The 15749-nt window shown below is 70.4% G+C and carries 19 protein-coding genes; 6 read left to right on the plus strand and 13 right to left on the minus strand.

The window, feature by feature from the left end; translation table 11 throughout:
* Positions 1 to 11: 11 nt before the first annotated feature.
* From G361_RS0122030 to G361_RS49645, 5 genes are all read right to left on the minus strand, one after another.
* Entirely contained in the window at positions 12 to 824 is an 813-nt protein-coding gene (locus G361_RS0122030; RefSeq protein WP_026343346.1) for a putative RNA methyltransferase, read from the minus strand.
* Positions 825 to 1070: 246 nt separating this feature from the next.
* A complete protein-coding gene (locus G361_RS48465; RefSeq protein WP_019929283.1) occupies positions 1071 to 1238 on the minus strand; it encodes a DUF3117 domain-containing protein in 168 nt (55 codons plus the stop codon).
* A gap of 182 nt (positions 1239 to 1420) precedes the next feature.
* Complete coding sequence (locus G361_RS0122040; protein WP_019929284.1) at positions 1421 to 1993, minus strand: DNA-3-methyladenine glycosylase I; 573 nt, start codon at positions 1991 to 1993, stop codon at positions 1421 to 1423.
* Entirely contained in the window at positions 1990 to 2379 is a 390-nt protein-coding gene (locus G361_RS51635) for a DivIVA domain-containing protein (RefSeq protein WP_019929285.1), read from the minus strand. Before G361_RS51635 ends, G361_RS0122040 begins: the two co-directional genes overlap by 4 nt.
* 99 nt (positions 2380 to 2478) lie before the next feature.
* Positions 2479 to 2628: a hypothetical protein gene (locus G361_RS49645; RefSeq protein WP_019929286.1), complete on the minus strand. Its 150-nt coding sequence runs from the start codon at positions 2626 to 2628 to the stop codon at positions 2479 to 2481.
* Between the two features lie 344 nt (positions 2629 to 2972).
* Between G361_RS49645 and G361_RS0122055 the strand changes: the two genes are divergently transcribed.
* Positions 2973 to 4289, plus strand: coding sequence for an XRE family transcriptional regulator (locus tag G361_RS0122055; RefSeq protein WP_155981545.1), 1317 nt, complete (start codon positions 2973 to 2975; stop codon positions 4287 to 4289).
* Here the strand turns inward: G361_RS0122055 and G361_RS0122060 are convergent.
* The 6 genes from G361_RS0122060 to G361_RS0122085 all read right to left on the minus strand — a co-directional run bounded on the left by G361_RS0122060 (position 4280) and on the right by G361_RS0122085 (position 8943).
* Positions 4280 to 4495: a hypothetical protein gene (locus tag G361_RS0122060; protein ID WP_019929288.1), complete on the minus strand. Its 216-nt coding sequence runs from the start codon at positions 4493 to 4495 to the stop codon at positions 4280 to 4282. The genes G361_RS0122055 and G361_RS0122060 overlap by 10 nt on opposite strands.
* A gap of 130 nt (positions 4496 to 4625) precedes the next feature.
* Positions 4626 to 4832 (minus strand): hypothetical protein, encoded by a 207-nt coding sequence (locus G361_RS0122065; RefSeq protein WP_019929289.1) that lies wholly within the window; start codon positions 4830 to 4832, stop codon positions 4626 to 4628.
* Positions 4833 to 4961: 129 nt separating this feature from the next.
* Positions 4962 to 6617: an ABC transporter permease gene (locus tag G361_RS0122070; protein ID WP_019929290.1), complete on the minus strand. Its 1656-nt coding sequence runs from the start codon at positions 6615 to 6617 to the stop codon at positions 4962 to 4964.
* Positions 6614 to 7570 carry an ABC transporter ATP-binding protein gene (locus tag G361_RS0122075; RefSeq protein WP_036494210.1) on the minus strand — a complete coding sequence of 319 codons (957 nt, stop codon included), beginning with the start codon at positions 7568 to 7570 and terminating at the stop codon, positions 6614 to 6616. The genes G361_RS0122070 and G361_RS0122075 overlap by 4 nt, the downstream gene beginning before the upstream one ends.
* Positions 7571 to 7595: 25 nt before the next feature.
* Positions 7596 to 8249, minus strand: coding sequence for a TetR/AcrR family transcriptional regulator (locus G361_RS0122080; RefSeq protein WP_019929292.1), 654 nt, complete (start codon positions 8247 to 8249; stop codon positions 7596 to 7598).
* Positions 8250 to 8322: 73 nt separating this feature from the next.
* The gene (locus G361_RS0122085; protein WP_026343348.1) at positions 8323 to 8943 is read right to left on the minus strand and encodes an O-methyltransferase; all 621 of its coding nucleotides are present in this window, start codon (positions 8941 to 8943) and stop codon (positions 8323 to 8325) included.
* Positions 8944 to 9190: 247 nt separating this feature from the next.
* Here G361_RS0122085 and sigE point away from each other — a divergent pair, with 247 nt between their 5' ends.
* The 5 genes from sigE to G361_RS0122110 all read left to right on the plus strand — a co-directional run bounded on the left by sigE (position 9191) and on the right by G361_RS0122110 (position 13648).
* On the plus strand, positions 9191 to 10051 hold the full coding sequence (sigE, locus tag G361_RS44445; protein WP_019929294.1) for an RNA polymerase sigma factor SigE: 861 nt from the start codon (positions 9191 to 9193) through the stop codon (positions 10049 to 10051).
* A 65-nt stretch (positions 10052 to 10116) separates the two neighbouring features.
* A complete protein-coding gene (locus G361_RS44450) occupies positions 10117 to 10590 on the plus strand; it encodes a zf-HC2 domain-containing protein (RefSeq protein WP_019929295.1) in 474 nt (157 codons plus the stop codon).
* A gap of 10 nt (positions 10591 to 10600) precedes the next feature.
* Positions 10601 to 12286, plus strand: a complete 1686-nt coding sequence (locus G361_RS0122100; protein WP_019929296.1) for a trypsin-like peptidase domain-containing protein — start codon at positions 10601 to 10603, stop codon at positions 12284 to 12286.
* Positions 12287 to 12295: 9 nt separating this feature from the next.
* The gene (gene tatB, locus G361_RS0122105; RefSeq protein ID WP_019929297.1) at positions 12296 to 12742 is read left to right on the plus strand and encodes a Sec-independent protein translocase protein TatB; all 447 of its coding nucleotides are present in this window, start codon (positions 12296 to 12298) and stop codon (positions 12740 to 12742) included.
* A gap of 69 nt (positions 12743 to 12811) precedes the next feature.
* Complete coding sequence (locus G361_RS0122110) at positions 12812 to 13648, plus strand: hypothetical protein (protein ID WP_019929298.1); 837 nt, start codon at positions 12812 to 12814, stop codon at positions 13646 to 13648.
* A gap of 171 nt (positions 13649 to 13819) precedes the next feature.
* Here the strand turns inward: G361_RS0122110 and G361_RS0122115 are convergent, their stop codons facing one another.
* Both G361_RS0122115 and folP read right to left on the minus strand, forming a co-directional pair.
* Positions 13820 to 14791: a glucosyl-3-phosphoglycerate synthase gene (locus tag G361_RS0122115; RefSeq protein WP_019929299.1), complete on the minus strand. Its 972-nt coding sequence runs from the start codon at positions 14789 to 14791 to the stop codon at positions 13820 to 13822.
* Positions 14788 to 15663, minus strand: coding sequence for a dihydropteroate synthase (gene folP, locus G361_RS0122120; protein ID WP_019929300.1), 876 nt, complete (start codon positions 15661 to 15663; stop codon positions 14788 to 14790). Before folP ends, G361_RS0122115 begins: the two co-directional genes overlap by 4 nt.
* Between the last annotated feature and the right edge of the window lie 86 nt (positions 15664 to 15749).

The following is a 15749-nucleotide window of genomic DNA, read 5'->3' on the forward strand; positions in this document are numbered from 1 at the left end:
CCGGGTCCGGCTCAGCGGACGCGGTACCGGGCGACGGTGACCGAGGCGGTGACCGCGAGCTGCTCGGGCAGGGCGGCCAGGCGCTCGGTGCGGCCGGCGGCGGCGTGGTGGGCCGACGGTCCCATGGCGGAAACATGCGCAATGTCGGTGTGACCGAGCATCATCGGGTACTCCACCACCGTGCGGTCGAGCGGAGCGAAGCGGGCGGACAGTGCCTCGGCGAGGCGGCTGTCCTTGTCCGCGTCGACGGTGATCATGCCCAGCGGGCCGATCAGTTCGCCCAGATGCCGAGCGGTCGGGGTGACCACCACGAACGTCCCGCCGGGGGCGAGGACCCGGGCGACCTCGTCCGGATTGCGCGGCGCGAACACCGACAGCACATGGCTCAGCGCCGCGTCGCGGATCGGCAGTCCGCGCCAGGCGTCGGCCAGGACCGAGGCCGCGCGCGGGTGCGCGCGGGCGGCGCGGCGGGCGGCGAATTTGGAAACGTCGAGGGCGATGCCGTGAGCGCCGGGCACCGTGTCGAGTACCGCCGCGAGGTAGTAGCCGGTCCCGGAACCGAGTTCGAGTATCGCGGATTCGTCCCCCGCCGCCCCGGCGACGGCCCGTGCGACCGCCGCCGAAATTGGGGCGAAATGTCCGCTTCCCTGAAATGCGGCACGTGCGGTGAGCATATCGGCGGAATCGCCGATCATCTTGGTCGAAGCACCGGTCAACAGACTGACGTAGCCCTGTTTCGCGATATCGAAGCTGTGCCCATTCGGGCAGCGCAGGCAACGATCCAGCTCGGTAATAGGCGCGGCGCATTCGGGACACGCCAACAATTGGACGGCCGTACCGAATCGGGATACGGCCGCACCGGGTGCGGACCCGGCCCCACTGTCGCGGGATTCGGCCCCGCCGGCGTGGGATTCGGCTGCGCCGGGCCGGGGCGCGGCCGTCTCCGATCGGGAAGTGACCGTGCCCGGGACGGGCACGGCCTCCGGTGGTTCCCGGCGAGGTTTCCGGGGCCCGCGAGACTCACGCACGACGCCACCGGGCCCCGTGTGCGCGCGTGCGATACGTTCCGACTAGCTGGTGACTTCGGTGAGCTCTTTGCCGAGGGCCGCGGCCTCTTCCGGCGTGAGCTCGACGACCAGACGCCCGCCACCCTCGAGTGGAACCCGCATGACGATTCCACGCCCTTCCTTGGTTGCCTCGAGGGGACCGTCCCCGGTGCGGGGCTTCATGGCCGCCATCCTCTGCTCCCTCCAGATCCGCGCGGTCTGCTGCGCACTTTCTTGGAACTCGTGTTGTCACCAACAGGCAGCCGTTCCGGGACGCGACAGGCCGCGGCCGGAGGGCTACACCACGCCCATTCTTCCTTATCACGGAACTGGGCGGGTAGCTGAGCTCGAAAACGGACCGCCGCGGCGCGTGTTCACGCGTGCGCCTCGACCCAGCAATCAACCAGATGATCGTCGACCATTCCGGTGGCCTGCATCAGCGCATAGGCCGTGGTGGGACCGACGAAACGGAATCCGCGTTTTTTGAGTTCCTTTGCCAGAGCGGTGGATTCGGGTGTGACGGCGGGCACGTCGGTGAGGGTGCGCGGACGCGGGCGCGCCGGCGGGGCGAAGGACCAGAGCAGCTGATCGAGGCCACCGTCGACCTCCCGCGCGACCCGGGCATTGGCGATACAGGCCGCGATTTTGGCGCGATTGCGCACGATGCCGGAGTCGGTCAGCAACCGTTGCGCGTCGGCCTCGCCGAACTCGGCCACCCGATCGATGGCGAATCCGGCGAACGCGGCCCGGAAGGCCGGGCGTTTCCGCAGGATGGTGATCCAGGACAGCCCCGACTGGAAGGCTTCCAGGCACATGCGTTCGAACAACGCGTCGTCACCGTGCAGCGGGCGGCCCCATTCCGTGTCGTGATAGTCGAGGTACAGCTGGGACGACCGAGACCAGCCGCACCGGATCCGATCGTCGGCCGGTACCGGCTCGCCGCTCACGACCGGCTCCCCGGCTGTGATTCGGCGGCCGCCGATTCCGGGTCGGCCGTCGGGTCGGCCGGCTCGGAATCGGGATCGATACCGAAGACGGAGCGCAGTTGCTCACCGCGGGCGTGGGCGAGCTGCATCTCCAGCTCGTCGATGCGGGCGGCGAGACGGGCCAGCGCCCAGTCGACCTCACCGGCCTTGTATCCCCGTAGGACCTGCTGGAAGCGCAGTGCCCGCACATCGGCCCCGCTGATACTCGCCGCGGGCAGCACCGTCGCGGTGGTGCCCTCCGGCAGCGGGCCCAGCTCCTCCCCCCGGCCGAAGAGCACACTCGCCACCAGGAACAGCAGTGCGGCCACCAGACCGACGATCAGCACGTACAACAGCAGCGTGAGCATAGGGTCGAGGATAGGGGGCGGCCCCGACACGAACGGAGCTGCCGGGGGTGCCGGGGCCGGGCGGCGCCGGCGAGATCCGCCGCCCGGGGACCGGATTCCTCATCTCTCTCCGGTCCGCCGGAAGCAGTAGGCCGACGCCGCCAGATACTGCCGGCACCCACCGCCGTGACCCGCGTGCACGGTCAGGATGAACCGGGCCCGGTCGTAGGTGAGATCCAGCGGTTCGTGGTTGCAGTCGCGGCTCGACATCAACCAAAGATCCCGGGCATCCGAAGATGGCGCATACATGGGTGTACCTCCAACTGGCTAGTGCACCCGGCGCCGGAAACGTGCGCCGCGGTGGTCGAGCAACCCCTCGACTCTGAAGCGGGGGCGAACTCCACCACCGGGATCGCCGGCTCACGGTTTCACCGCCACGGCTGCGAAGGATTTGTGGCCTCGACGCCGGATGCACGTTCAACTTTCGTCGCATCGGCCCGCTCGCGAAATCGCGCTCCGTTGGCGTTGGTGTTGGCCTACTGTTGGTGTATCAAGCTCGGTAACATCGTGTTAACAAGAACACGCGGCACAGCGCAGACAACAGAAGGCTCACAATGGTGTTGGGTCGGCCGTGGACCGGCTTCGAAGCGGTGGCACTGCAGGAGGCGATGCGGAAATCCGTCCGGGATTTCGCCGCGCATCTGGGTGTCGAGATGACCACGGTGGCCAATTGGCGCGCCGGACTGGCGGCGGTGACCCCGCGCCCGCTCACCCAGGAACTCCTCGACACCCTGCTGGTACAGGTCGGCGCCGAGGTGCGGGAACGGTTCGAACAGATTCTCGCCGAGGGCGAATCCGCATTGCGCTCCCGGCGCCTGCCGGTCCGGCGCGGCGCCGCGGCCGGCGACACCCGGACCGCCGCGGATCCGGCCGACCGGACCGCGCCACGCGCGGAGACACCGCAGACGGCCGCCGCCGACGGCTCGGCAACCGGTACCGACGAACTGATCGCGGTCGAGCTGGCCCGCCGCACCGTCGCCTCCGATGTCGGTTCCGGCACGGTGGAGCGGCTGGAATGGGCGGTCGACGACCTCTCCTCGGCCTACGCCACCACCTCCCCCGCCCTGTTGCTGCAGCGGCTGCGCGAATACCTGCGCTACACGACCATGCTGATGGACTCCCGCAAGACCCTCGACGAACATCGCCGGCTGGTGGTGGCCGGCGGCTGGCTCGCGCTGCTGGCCGCCACCTGCCACGTCGACCTCGGGCAGCAGTCCACCGCCTCGGTATATCTGAGCACCGCCGACGAACTCGGCGATCAGGGCGGGCAACCGGAGATCCGGGCCTGGTGCCTGGAGACCCAGGCCTGGGAGGTCCTGGTCCAGGGCGATTTCAGCCGGGCGGTGGAGTTGTCGCGGCAGGCGCAGGCGTGCGCGCCGCGCGGCAGTTCGGTGTACATCCAGGCCACCGCGCAGGAGGGCCGGGCGCTGTCGCGCCTGCAGGACCGCACGGGCACCTACGACGCCCTGCGCCGGTTGTCGCGGCTGGTGTCCGCACTGCCGCAGCCCGACCGGCCCGAACACCACTTCCGTTACGACCCGGCCAAATTCGACTCGTATGTGGCCACCACCCTGGCCTGGCTCGGTGACAGCGCCGCGGAATTCCATGCCCGCCAGACCCTGGACCGGCTACAGGCCACCCCCGCCTCGAAACCGCGCCGGCTCGCCTCGGCCCAACTGGATCTGGGGCTGGCGCTGGTGAAGGTCGGCAAGCCGGAGGAGGCCGTGGAACTCGCGATGACCGCGGTGAATTCGGGCCGGCTGGTGCCGTCGAACTTCTGGCGGGTGGACGAGGTGCTCTCCGCGGCCGAGGAATTGGGCGCGGACGGCGTCCCGGCGGTGCGCGAGGCGTTCGCCTCCCACTACGGCTGAACGGCCGGCGCCACCGTGGTGGCCGTGCAGAACGGATAGCAGGAGCCGGGCGTGGTGGGCACCGAACCGGGCGGATCGTGGAACTTGCTGCCACTGACCAGCAACATGACCAGCAGGGCCAGGAACACCACGAAACCGAAGGCGACCACCGCGAGGGTCCACCATCCGGACGGGAGCACCTCGTAGAAGACCTCGGATTCGTCCACCGATCCTCCAGTGCGCTCGAGTCACTCGTCACACCCATGATATCGGCTCGGGGTGCAGGTCACGAGCCGGATGCGACCGAATACCCACTGCCGCAACATCGTAACGCGGCGGCAACGGCACCGTACCGGCTCAGAAACCCGGCGGCGGCGGTTCCTGGGTGATCGTGCAGAAGGGGTAGCAGGACCCCTTCGGGATGGGATGTTCGTGAAAGTTGGCGCCACTGACCAGCAACAGCACCAGCAGCGCCACGAACAGGGCCGCCCCGATCACGACTGCCGCGAGTACCAGCCAGCCCCGAGGGGCCACCTCGACGAGAATCTCCCGCTGGAAAACCACGACGCCTCCCCACACCGGACTGTGCCGAACAGACTACGCCCCAATGATATCCGGGTTCGCCGACATGTGCCGCCGGCATCGTGGCGACGGCCACGATGCCGGCGGCGCCGGGATCGGCCCGGCCGCGGTTCAGCTCAGATCGCGGCGGCGGAAACCGAACAGCCCCACCGCCGTCAGCGCGGCGGCCAGCAGGATCAGCACCACCACCGGCGTCGCGGTGAACGATTCGGACGGCAGCTTCGGCAGGTGGCCGTACGGATCGAGATCCAGAAGCCATTGCGGCACACCGGAGATCGAGCCGAGCAGATACAGCGCGATACCCGCGGTGAACACCCCCCAGGCGGCCGGCGCCCACCGCGGCGCCACCCCGAACAGCAGCACCGTGGCCCCGGTGAACAACCACACGGCCGGCAGTTGCACCAGCGCGGCCGCCACCACACCGGGCAGTTTGCCGCCGATATCGCCCACGGCGGCGCCGTACAACGATCCGGCGAGCACCCCGGAGATCAGCAGGGCCAGCGCCGGTCCGGCGAAGGCGAACACCAGATGCGATGCGGCCCAGCGCATCCGGCCCACCGCACCGGTCAGCACCGATTCGGCGCGATCGCTGCTCTCCTCCGCGTTCAGGCGCAGGGCGGCCGAGATCGAGTACGCGGCGGCGCCCAGCCCGACCATGGTGAAGGCGATGGTCAGGAAGGCGTTCTCCAGCGCCTGACCGCCACCCATCCGGCTGATCACGTCGCTCACCGCCTTGCTGTTGCCCAGCTCGCCGCCGATACCGTGCACGACGCCGCCGATGAGCAGGCCGTACAGCGCCAGCGCGATCACCCACACCAGCAGCGTGCCGCGCTGCAACCGCCAGGCCAGCCCGAACGGACCGGCCAGCCCGGCGCCCGCCGCGGGTGCCCCGAGCCGCTCGGCGATCAGGCCGGCGCCCAGATCGCGCCGCCGCAGCAGCGTGTACGCCACCGCGATCAGCGCCGCCGTGAGCGCGACGTGCAGCAACAGCACCCACCAGTGATCGCCGGCGTACGGGCGCACCTGCAACGACCAGCCCTGCGGGGACAGCCAGACCAGCGGCGAGGTGGGACCGTCGGCCGCGCGGGCGTCGCCGACCGCGCGCAGGGTGTAGGCCACCGCCAGCACCGCGAACGCGTAGCCGCGCGCGGTCCGGGAGCCGGCGCTCAACTGGGCGGCCACCGCCGCGACGGCCGCGAACACGATGCCCGAGGCCGCCTCGGCCAGGCCGAAGGCCAGCGCGCCGTTGCCCGGCACTCCGGCCCCCGCGATACTCGCCGCCCCGATCAGCCCGGCCAGCAGCGCGCCGGTACAGGCGACGATCAGCGCCGCGGTGAGGTTGGCCAAGCGGCCGACCCGCGTCGAGGCCAGCAGTTCCTCCCGGCCGGTCTCCTCCTCGGCCCGGGTGTGCCGGATGACGGTGAGGATGGTGGCGACCGCCAGCAGGGTGTGGAAGATCCCCGCCTTCCACACCCCGCAGGCGCCCAGATTGATCGCGTAGATCGGCCCGTACATGGCCAGTTGCGCCGGACTGGTGTTGACCGTGTGCGCGAACGAGGCCAGTTCGGCCGGACCGGAATAGACCTTGTCGATGCTCTTGATGTAGACGTTGCCCAGCGGCAGCGACAGCAGCAGCACCCACAGCGGCAGCACGATCCGGTCGCGGCGCAGATACAACCGCAGCAGTCGCCGGGTCCCGGCGAATTCCCCGGTGCCCCGGACGGATTCGGCGAACCCGCGAGGCGGGCGGGCGACGGCGGTGGTCATTTCGCGGCCCCCGTCGTGGACGCGACGCCCGCGTGCGCGGCGTCGGCCGGCTGCGATCCGTCCCCGTGGCCGTCGAGCGAATAGTGGCGCAGGAACAGCTCTTCCAGCGTCGGCGGCTGGCTGACCAGACTGCGGACACCGACGTCACCGAGCACCCGGATCAACTCGCCCAGATGTGCGCTGTCGACCTGGCAGTGCAGGGTGGCGCCGTCGACACTGAGATCGGTCACCCCCGCGATGCGGCCGAGATCGCCCGGGTCCCCGGTCAATTCGGCGGTGATCGAGGTGTGGCTGAGGTGCCGCATCTCCGCGAGGCTGCCGCTCTCCACGGTCCGCCCGGCCCGGATGATGGTGACGCGATCGCACAGCGCCTCCACCTCGGAGAGGATGTGGCTGGACAGCAGCACCGTCACGCCGCGCTGGGCCGCGTCCCGCGCGCAGTCCCGGAAGACCTTCTCCATCAACGGATCCAGGCCCGAGGTGGGTTCGTCGAGCAGCAGCAACCGGGCATCGGAGGAGAACGCCGACACCAGCGCCACCTTCTGCCGGTTGCCCTTCGAATAGGTGCGGGCCTTCTTGCGCGGATCGAATTCGAAGCGCTCGATCAGCTCGGCGCGGCGGCCGGCGTCGAGGCCGCCGCGCATCCGGGCCAGCAGGTCGATGGTCTCGCCGCCGGACAGCGACGGCCAGAGCGTGACATCGCCGGGGACATAGGCGATGTCGCGATGCAGGGCGACGGCGTCGGTCCACGGGTCGCGGCCGAGGACCCGCACATCGCCGGAGGTCCTGGTGAGGATGCCGAGCAGGATGCGGAGGGTGGTCGATTTACCCGCCCCGTTGGGACCGAGGAAACCGTGCACCTCCCCGTCGGCGACCTCGAGGTCGAGCCCGTCGAGGGCGCGAACCGGTCCGAAATGCTTGTGCAGATCCCGGACCACGATTGCCGATGACATCGTATCTCCTTGTCAGAGAATGGTTTTACTGCTCACCGAGTACGGTGTCCAACATCATCGAATCGGTGAGCAGGCCGTTGGTGTAGATCTCGAGCGCGGGCAGCAACATGTGGTCGGCGTACTCGCGCAGGGCCGATCGGTAATCCAGCGGGCCGCCCTGCCGGGCCTCCAGCACCTGGAGGAACAGGAAGAACCCACCGCCGTTCTGGTAGGCCATGAAGCGCGCCGTGGCCTTCGGATCCCGCAGGGGTTTGAGGACCCCGGAGGCGATACCCGCCGCGAGATAGTCCTCGACGTCGGCGGTCATGTGCTCGAACATGTCGAGCATCAGGGCCCCGCCGGTGGCGAAACTGCGGCGCAGGTAGGCGAGGTACGGCGCGAAATCCTCGATCTCGGCCAGTGACTGCAGCAACCCGTTGGGCGAGGGGCGCTGCATATATTCCAGCTTGGACTTGCGGATGACCTCGCGGACGTGGTCGTCGCACGCCTCGCGCAGGCCCTCCTTGGAGCCGAAGTGGTGATTGACCAGCCCCGGCGACACTCCGGCCGCGGTGGCGATGGCGCGCACCCCGACCCCGAAACCCTCGTCGCCGAAGACCGTGATCGCCGCGTCCCGGATGCGGGCGCGGGTATTCAGTTCGTCGGCGGATCTTTCCGGTACGGCTGCTCCTTTGAACACATGTTCAGTATATTAAACATATGTTCAGTCGGCCAGCAAGAGTCCGCCGCGAGTTCGATCCGGGTAACCGGTATCAGTTGCGCGAGGCGCAGAGCAGGCCGTCGCCGACCGGGATGAGCACGCTGGTGAGCTGCGAATCCTCGGCGATGGCGCGGGTGGCCGCCCGGACCGCCAGGGTGGCGGGATCGCGCTGGGCCGGATCCGGCACCCGGCCGCCCAGCAGCGCGTTGTGCAGCAGGATCGCCCCGCCGGAGCGCAGCAGCCGCACCCCCTGCTCGACGTACTGCGGATGCTCGAGCGGCGCGGCATCGATGAACACCAGGTCGTAGGCGCCGTCGGCGAGCCGGGGCAGCACGTCCAGGGCCCGGCCGTTGATCAGCCGGGTGCGGGCCGGCGGGATCTCCGCGGAGCGGAACGCGTCGCGGGCCGCGCGCTGATGTTCCGGCTCGGAGTCGATCGTGGTCAGCGTGCCGTCCTCGCGCATGCCGTCGAGCAGCCACAACCCGCTGATCCCGGCCCCGGTGCCGACCTCGACCACCGACCGGGCCCCCGACACCTGCGCGTAGATACTGAGCAGCGCGCCCACCGACGGCGCCACCGGCGCCGCACCCAGTTCGATCGCACGCTCCCGGGCCGCCTGCAGGATCTCGTCCTCGACGATGGAGGCCTCCACGTACGCGAGATTCCGCTGCAGGGCCGCCGCCGCGAGCGCGGCCGGTGGCGACGGGGAGGCCGGAGGTAAGAGGGTCACGGCTAAGAGGCTAACGGCGGGACCCCACCGGAGTCCGGCTGCGACGAGGCGATGCGAGGATTTTTCTCGAGTCGCCGATGTTCTCAGGCGTTCCTCAGCCTCTCATAACCACCGGCACATCGGGACCGGAGAGAGTTGTGGCTACGCAAAGACCGGCCGACCGTCGGGCGGCGCGGGAATATCGGACTTCGTGTCCGGTTGTACCACACATTCGCGGCCCAGCCGCGAGCGCCGACCCTGGTCCCGAGTAGGAGGTGCCACCATCCACAAGGTCGATGCGGCGCGCAAGTACGCCACCCTCCCCGAGTCGACGCTGCCCACGGGCACCGACTCGGTCGAATACCAGCTTCCCGGCGCCTACGCGCTGCCCGGCGCCGCCGAGCCGTCCGAGGTGGTGGAGCCGCAGGTCGTCGCGGCGGCCGAGGCCATCGCCGAGACCGAGGCCCTGTCCGAGGCCGAGGAGCTCGACGATGCCCTGTCCGGCACCGCGGCCTTCGACGCCACCGGCGACCGGACCATGATGCCGTCCTGGGACGATCTGGTCCGCGAGCACGCCGATCGGGTGTACCGGCTCGCCTACCGCCTCACCGGCGATCCGCAGGACGCCGAGGATCTGACCCAGGAGACGTTCATCCGCGTCTTCCGGTCGCTGCAGAGCTATCAGGCCGGCACCTTCGAGGGCTGGCTGCACCGCATCACGACCAATCTGTTCCTGGACATGGTCCGCCGGCGCAACCGCATCCGGATGGAGGCGCTGCCCGACGACTACGACCGGGTGCCCGCCGAGGGCCCCGGGCCGGAGCAGGTCTACCACGACGCCCGCCTGGACCCGGACCTGCAGTCCGCCCTGGACTCGCTGGCCCCGGAGTTCCGCGCCGCCGTGGTGCTCTGCGATATCGAGGGCCTGTCCTACGAGGAGATCGGCGCCACCCTGGGCGTCAAGCTGGGAACCGTGCGCAGCCGGATCCACCGCGGCCGTCAGGCACTGCGGGAGTACCTTGCGCATAATGGATCTCAGCAGTGGTTTGCCGCTGACGAGAAAGTCGGGTGATCTTCCGCATCGCGCGCGAGCGGCACCTGGCGTAGATTTCGGTCCGTCGGAAGGGTGTGCACCGTATGAGTGGCGAGGAGGCTGCTTCGGCAGGTCGCGAGTCCGGTCGGGCCCCCGCGCGCCCGCCTCGATTCGCCGCCACCGAACATCTGGCCACCGAGGCCATCGCCGCCTATGTCGACGGCGAATTGCGGATGAATCCCTACCTGCGCGCCGCACAGCATCTGGCCAAGTGCCCGGAGTGCGCCGCCGAGGTGGAGGCCCAGCAGCAGGCGCGGATCGCGCTGCGACAGGCCGCGCAACGGCAGATCTCCGCACCCCTGGGCCTGCACGACACGCTCAGCCGAATTCCCTTGGCCCACCTCACCGGTCCCGAGAATCTGCCCGGTCCCGAAACGCTGTCCGCCCCCGGTCTGGAGGGCATGTCCCGCGGCGCGAGTTTCCTCGGCCTGCGGGCGGATTCGTTCCGGTTCGCCGCACCGGCGAACCGCGAAATCAGTTCGGACAGCAGGCGGTGGACCGGGTGGTGGCGCAAGTAGAGTTCACTCCGTGACGACCGAATCGACCAACACCGGAAGCGAACCGGCGGGATCGAATTCCGCCGACAGCACCGCGGGCGTACCGGATGCGCACCCCGGGACCGGGGCGCAGGCGGCGGACCGGCGGCCCGATGCGGCGTCCCGCGCCGAGACGGACCTGACCCGCCCCGGCGGCGCCACGGCCAACGGCGACGGCGGCACCCTGCGCCCGTCGGACGCACCGATTCTGGGCCCGCGGCCGGTGTACCGGCCCGAGGTCGATCAGCACACCTCCCGCACCTTCGGCCGCCCGGAGGGGCTCGGCGGCTCCTTCGCGCCGATCGCGGCCGGCGAATCCGCGCCGCGCTCCGCCACCGAGGTCGAGGTGAACCGCCCGCCCGACGGCGTGCTGGCCGAGGCCTTCGGCCGCCCGGCGGGCTCCGGCGAACTACTACAACGCGATCCCGACGCCGAGACCACACCGGCCGCACCCGCCGCACCCGCGGATCCGTGGCGCGATCCGGCGGCGGCGGCCGCGCTCGGCGCACCGGCCCTGCACACCCCGCGCCCGCAGGCCCTGCCACCCGGCGTCCGGCTCAGCGCCCGCGAGGTCCTCTTCGGCGGCAAGGTCGCGCCGCGCGCGCTGGCGGCGCTGGCCGTCGTCGCGGTGATCGTCGGCGTGGCCGGCGGCCTGATCGGCCGGCTCACCGCCGAGACCGCCTCCACCCTCACCTCACGCAAGGTCACCCTGCAGCAGGACGCGTCCACCGAGCGCCCGCACGGCCAGGTGGCCAAGGTCGCCGATGCGGTCCTGCCCTCGGTGGTCTCGATCCGCGAGACCGTCGGCGACAACGGCGCCCTCGGATCCGGCGTGGTCATCGACGGCGGCGGCTACATCGTCACCAACAACCACGTCATCTCGATGGCCGCGACCGACAAGTCCGGCCGGGCGAAGATCCAGGTCACCTTCTCCGACGGCACCCGGGTGCCGGCCAAGCTGGTCGGCCGCGATCCGAAGACCGATCTGGCGGTGCTCAAGGTCGACGTGAAGAATCTCACGGTCGCCCGCCTCGGCCGCTCCGGCGATGTGCAGGTCGGCGACGACGTACTCGCCGTCGGCTCGCCGCTGGGCCTGACCAAGACGGTCACCTCCGGCATCGTCAGCGCCCTGCACCGGCCCATCAAGGAGAGCCCGGAGGCCGGCGACGACACCGCCGGCGCCTTCGACGCGGTGCAGACCGACGCCGCGATCAACCACGGCAACTCCGGCGGTGCGCTGGTCGACAACCAGGGCCGGCTCATCGGCATCAACACCGCCATCCGCAGCGAGAGCGGCGGATCGGTCGGCCTGGGCTTCGCGATCCCGGTCGATCTGGTGCAGCAGGTCGCGCAGACGCTGATCCGCGACGGTGTGGTCTACCACCCGTGGCTGGGCGTGTCGGCCAAGACCCAGCAGGTCGAGAACGACGTGATGAGCGGCGCGGCGGTACAGGACGTGGTGGCGAACAGCCCGGCGGCCAAGGCCGGCATCGCCGAGAACGACATCATCGTCCGGGTCGGCGATCGCGACGTCGCGGATCCGGCCGAACTGAGCGTCGCGGTGCAGACCCACAACATCGGCGAGACGGTCACCTTCCAGTTGATCCGGGACGGCCGCCGCGTCGACGTTCCGGTCACGCTGGAATCCGACAAGAACGCTCCCCAGCAACCCCAGTAGCCTGGACTCATGTTCAATATCGGCTGGCCCGAGATGGTGATCCTGGTGGTCGCCGCTTTGATGATCCTGGGCCCGGAGCGGCTTCCGGGTGCCATCCGCTGGACCGCGCAGAGCCTGCGGCAGGTGCGCGATTACGCCAGCGGCGCGACCAGCCAGCTCCGCACCGAACTCGGCCCCGAATTCGACGAGCTGCGCAAGCCGCTCGAGGAGCTCAACGAACTACGCAAACCGCTGGAGGGACTGCGCGGGATGACCCCGCGCTCGATGGTCACCAAACACCTGCTCGACGGTGACGACTCGCTGTTCAGCGGCAATTTCGGCACGGCCAACGGCCCGGTCACCCCGACCGGCGGCGGCACCGCCATGCCACTGCCGGCCCCCGGGCAGAGCTTGCCGGAGACCCCGAAACCACTGGCCCACAACGAGACCCCGCCGATCGATTTCGACGCGACCTGACGCCGCCGGACGTGTTCGGCGTCAACCCGACTGGACGCATCCGGCTGTCGAGCTGTCTAGACTGCGCACATGTCGGCCGATGAGGTCGCACGGGTGTTCGCGATAGAGGACCGGGTCGAACGTCTCAAGGCCGCCACCGAAGGGGTCGCCCAGGCGCAGCAGACCATCAACGAACTCACGCGCATCCGGCGAGCCGTGATCCGCGAACTGCACGCCGAGGGCTGGACGTTCGCCAGAATTGGTGCGGCCGCGGGACTGTCGCGGGCCCGCATCCATCAGGTGAGCACCCAGGGACCGGTGCCGGAGGGGTTGTTCTTCGGGCACGGCCCGCTCACCATCCTCACCCCGGACGTCCGCGCCACCACCCGCGCCGCGCCCCTGATCGGCGCGCCGGACGCCGCGGCGCCGCATCGGCTGGTGGAACTGTTGCGGGAGTTGGGTTTCGCGGCCACGGTGGAGCGTTTCCTGCCCGGCCGGCCGGTGGACATGGACCGGGAGGGTCTCATCATCCTGGGCGGGCCGGAACTGTCGCCGAGCCTGCGCTACCTGGTCGCGGCCGATCCGCGGCTGCGGCGGACGGTCGCGCGCGCGGGCCGGGTCCGGCGCGGTATCGAGGATCGGGCGGCCCGGCGGGTGTACCGGCCCGGCGGCACCGAACCGTACGACATCGCCTATCTGGCCCGATTGCCCCGGCCCGACGGCCGCGGCACGGTTCTGGTGATCGACGGCCTGCACCCGCCCGGCTCGCTGGGTGCCATCCGGCTGCTCGCCACCCGGCTGGCCACCCTGCACGAGCGGGCGGGCACGTTGCCGTTCTCGGCCGTCGTGGGTGTGCGCTACGACCGCAACACCGGCGAGCCGCTGGAGGCCGACCTGCTCACCCCCATCTACCGGCACGAGCGTTGAGTTATCTGCCTCCGCTTCGCTGCGGCGGCGGGGCCCTCGTGACCCCGGGCCTTCCCTCCTCCGGCTCCTCCGCTTCGCTCCCCCGCCTCCGTCAGTCCAGGCCCTGGGCGGGCCCCGCGTGCGCGGTGCGGGTAGTGCAGGCTCGGGGCAGGCTCTGCGCCGGGGGTTCGGCTATGCGGCTACGCGGTCGGGGCGGATGGTGTTCATCGGGGGGCGGTCCGCCAGTGACACTTCCGTGTCCAGCGGTGTGAATTCGCCTGCCACCAGGGGGAATTGGGTGAGGGCGGCACCAGAGTCGCGAATTCCGCTGCGGGCCAGCATGGTTCCGACGATCTGCCGGCTCATCTTGCCCAGATCCGAGAGCGGGCGGTTGCGGTGGGTACGGACGCCGAGGTTCACCTGGCCGATCGCCGACAGGCCCAGCAGGTCGTAGGTGTCCAGCAGGAGGCCGATCTCTACGCCGTAACCCGGTGCGAACGGGACCGAGGTGAGCAGATCCCGGGTGCCCGCGTATTCGCCGCCGAGCGGCTGCAGGACGTGCGACAGTCCGGGCCGCAGCGCCGCGAGCAGCGGCCGCGCGACCAGTTCGGTGACCCGGCCGCCGCCGTGGTGATCGACGATCTCGCCGTGCCGCAGCGGGCGCCGGTAGTACGCCTTGACCAGATGGGTGCCGTCGACCGTGAGCAGCGGGCCGAGCAGCTTCGGCACGAACATCGGGTCCGGGTCGATCAGATCGGAGTCGACGAAGGCCACCAGATCGCCGCCGGTGACGGCCAGCGAGCGCCAGAGCACCTCACCCTTGCCGGGCAACGGGTCCAGTTCGGGCACCGCCTCCTCGCGGGTGAACACCCGGGCGCCGGCGGCACGGGCGCGCGCGACGGTGGCGTCGGTGGAACCGGAGTCGACCACCACCAGTTCGTCGACCAGCGTCCCGACCAGCGGCCGGATACTGGCCACCACGTCGGCGACGGTCTTCTCCTCGTTCAGGGCGGGCAGTACCACGGAGACCGTCCGGCCGTGCTTGGCCGCGACCAGCTCGTCGACGGTCCAGCCGGGCTGATCCCAGGTATGCGAGCGCGACCAGCCGACCGTATCGGCGTGACGCTGGTCGTCGGGGGCGGTCGAATGAGAGTTGATCGTCATACCAGACCTCGCAAGGTTCGTGCGGGGGGCCGCAGGCCCTGGATCGCAGCGATCGTGTCCACCACCCGCCGGGTCGCGGCGACCTCGTGGACGCGGAATACCCGGGCGCCCGCCGCGGCCGACCACGCCGTCGCCGCGAGCGTGCCCTCCAAGCGTTCGGAGAGCCCGACACCGAGTGTCTCTCCGATGAAATCCTTGTTGCTCAGCGCCATCAAGACCGGCCATCCGGTTTTAACGAGAACGTCCACTGCGCGCAACAGTTCGAGCCCGTGATACGTGTTCTTCCCGAAGTCGTGGGTGGGGTCGATGAGGATGGCGTCCTTGCTCACCCCGGCCGCCGCGGCGGCCTCGGCCGCGGTCACCACGGTCTCGGTGACCTCGGCGACGATATCGGCGTACCGCACGCGATGCGGCCGGGTGCGCGGCCGTGCGCCGCCGGTGTGGCTGCAGACGATGCCCGCGCCCAGTTCGGCGGCGACCGCGGCCAGCTCCGGATCGGCGCCGGCCCAGGTGTCGTTGATCAGGTCCGCACCCACCGCGACGGCGGCCCGCGCCACCTCGCCGCGCCAGGTATCGATACTGATCAGCAGGTCCGGGTAGCGCTCGCGGATCGCGGCCACGAACGGGACCACCCGGCGCGCCTCCTCGGCGGCGTCGACCTCGCTGCCCGGTCCGGCCTTCACCCCGCCGATGTCGACCAGATCCGCCCCCTCGGTCACCGCGCGGGCCACCGCCGCCATGGCCGCCTCGTCGGTGAAGGTGGCGCCCCGGTCGTAGAAGGAATCGGGGGTGCGGTTGACGATCGCCATGACCAGCGCCCGATCCGTCGGCACCGGTTTCCCGCACAAGGTGGACAACACCACGGAGCTCATGCTCGTCCGCCTTCCTGGACTCACGTCTCGCACGTCACATCCAGTTGATCACAACTCGGCCCGGCCGCGCCGGTCGGGTCGGCACC

This window comes from Nocardia sp. BMG111209 (assembly GCF_000381925.1).
Lineage (GTDB): Bacteria > Actinomycetota > Actinomycetes > Mycobacteriales > Mycobacteriaceae > Nocardia.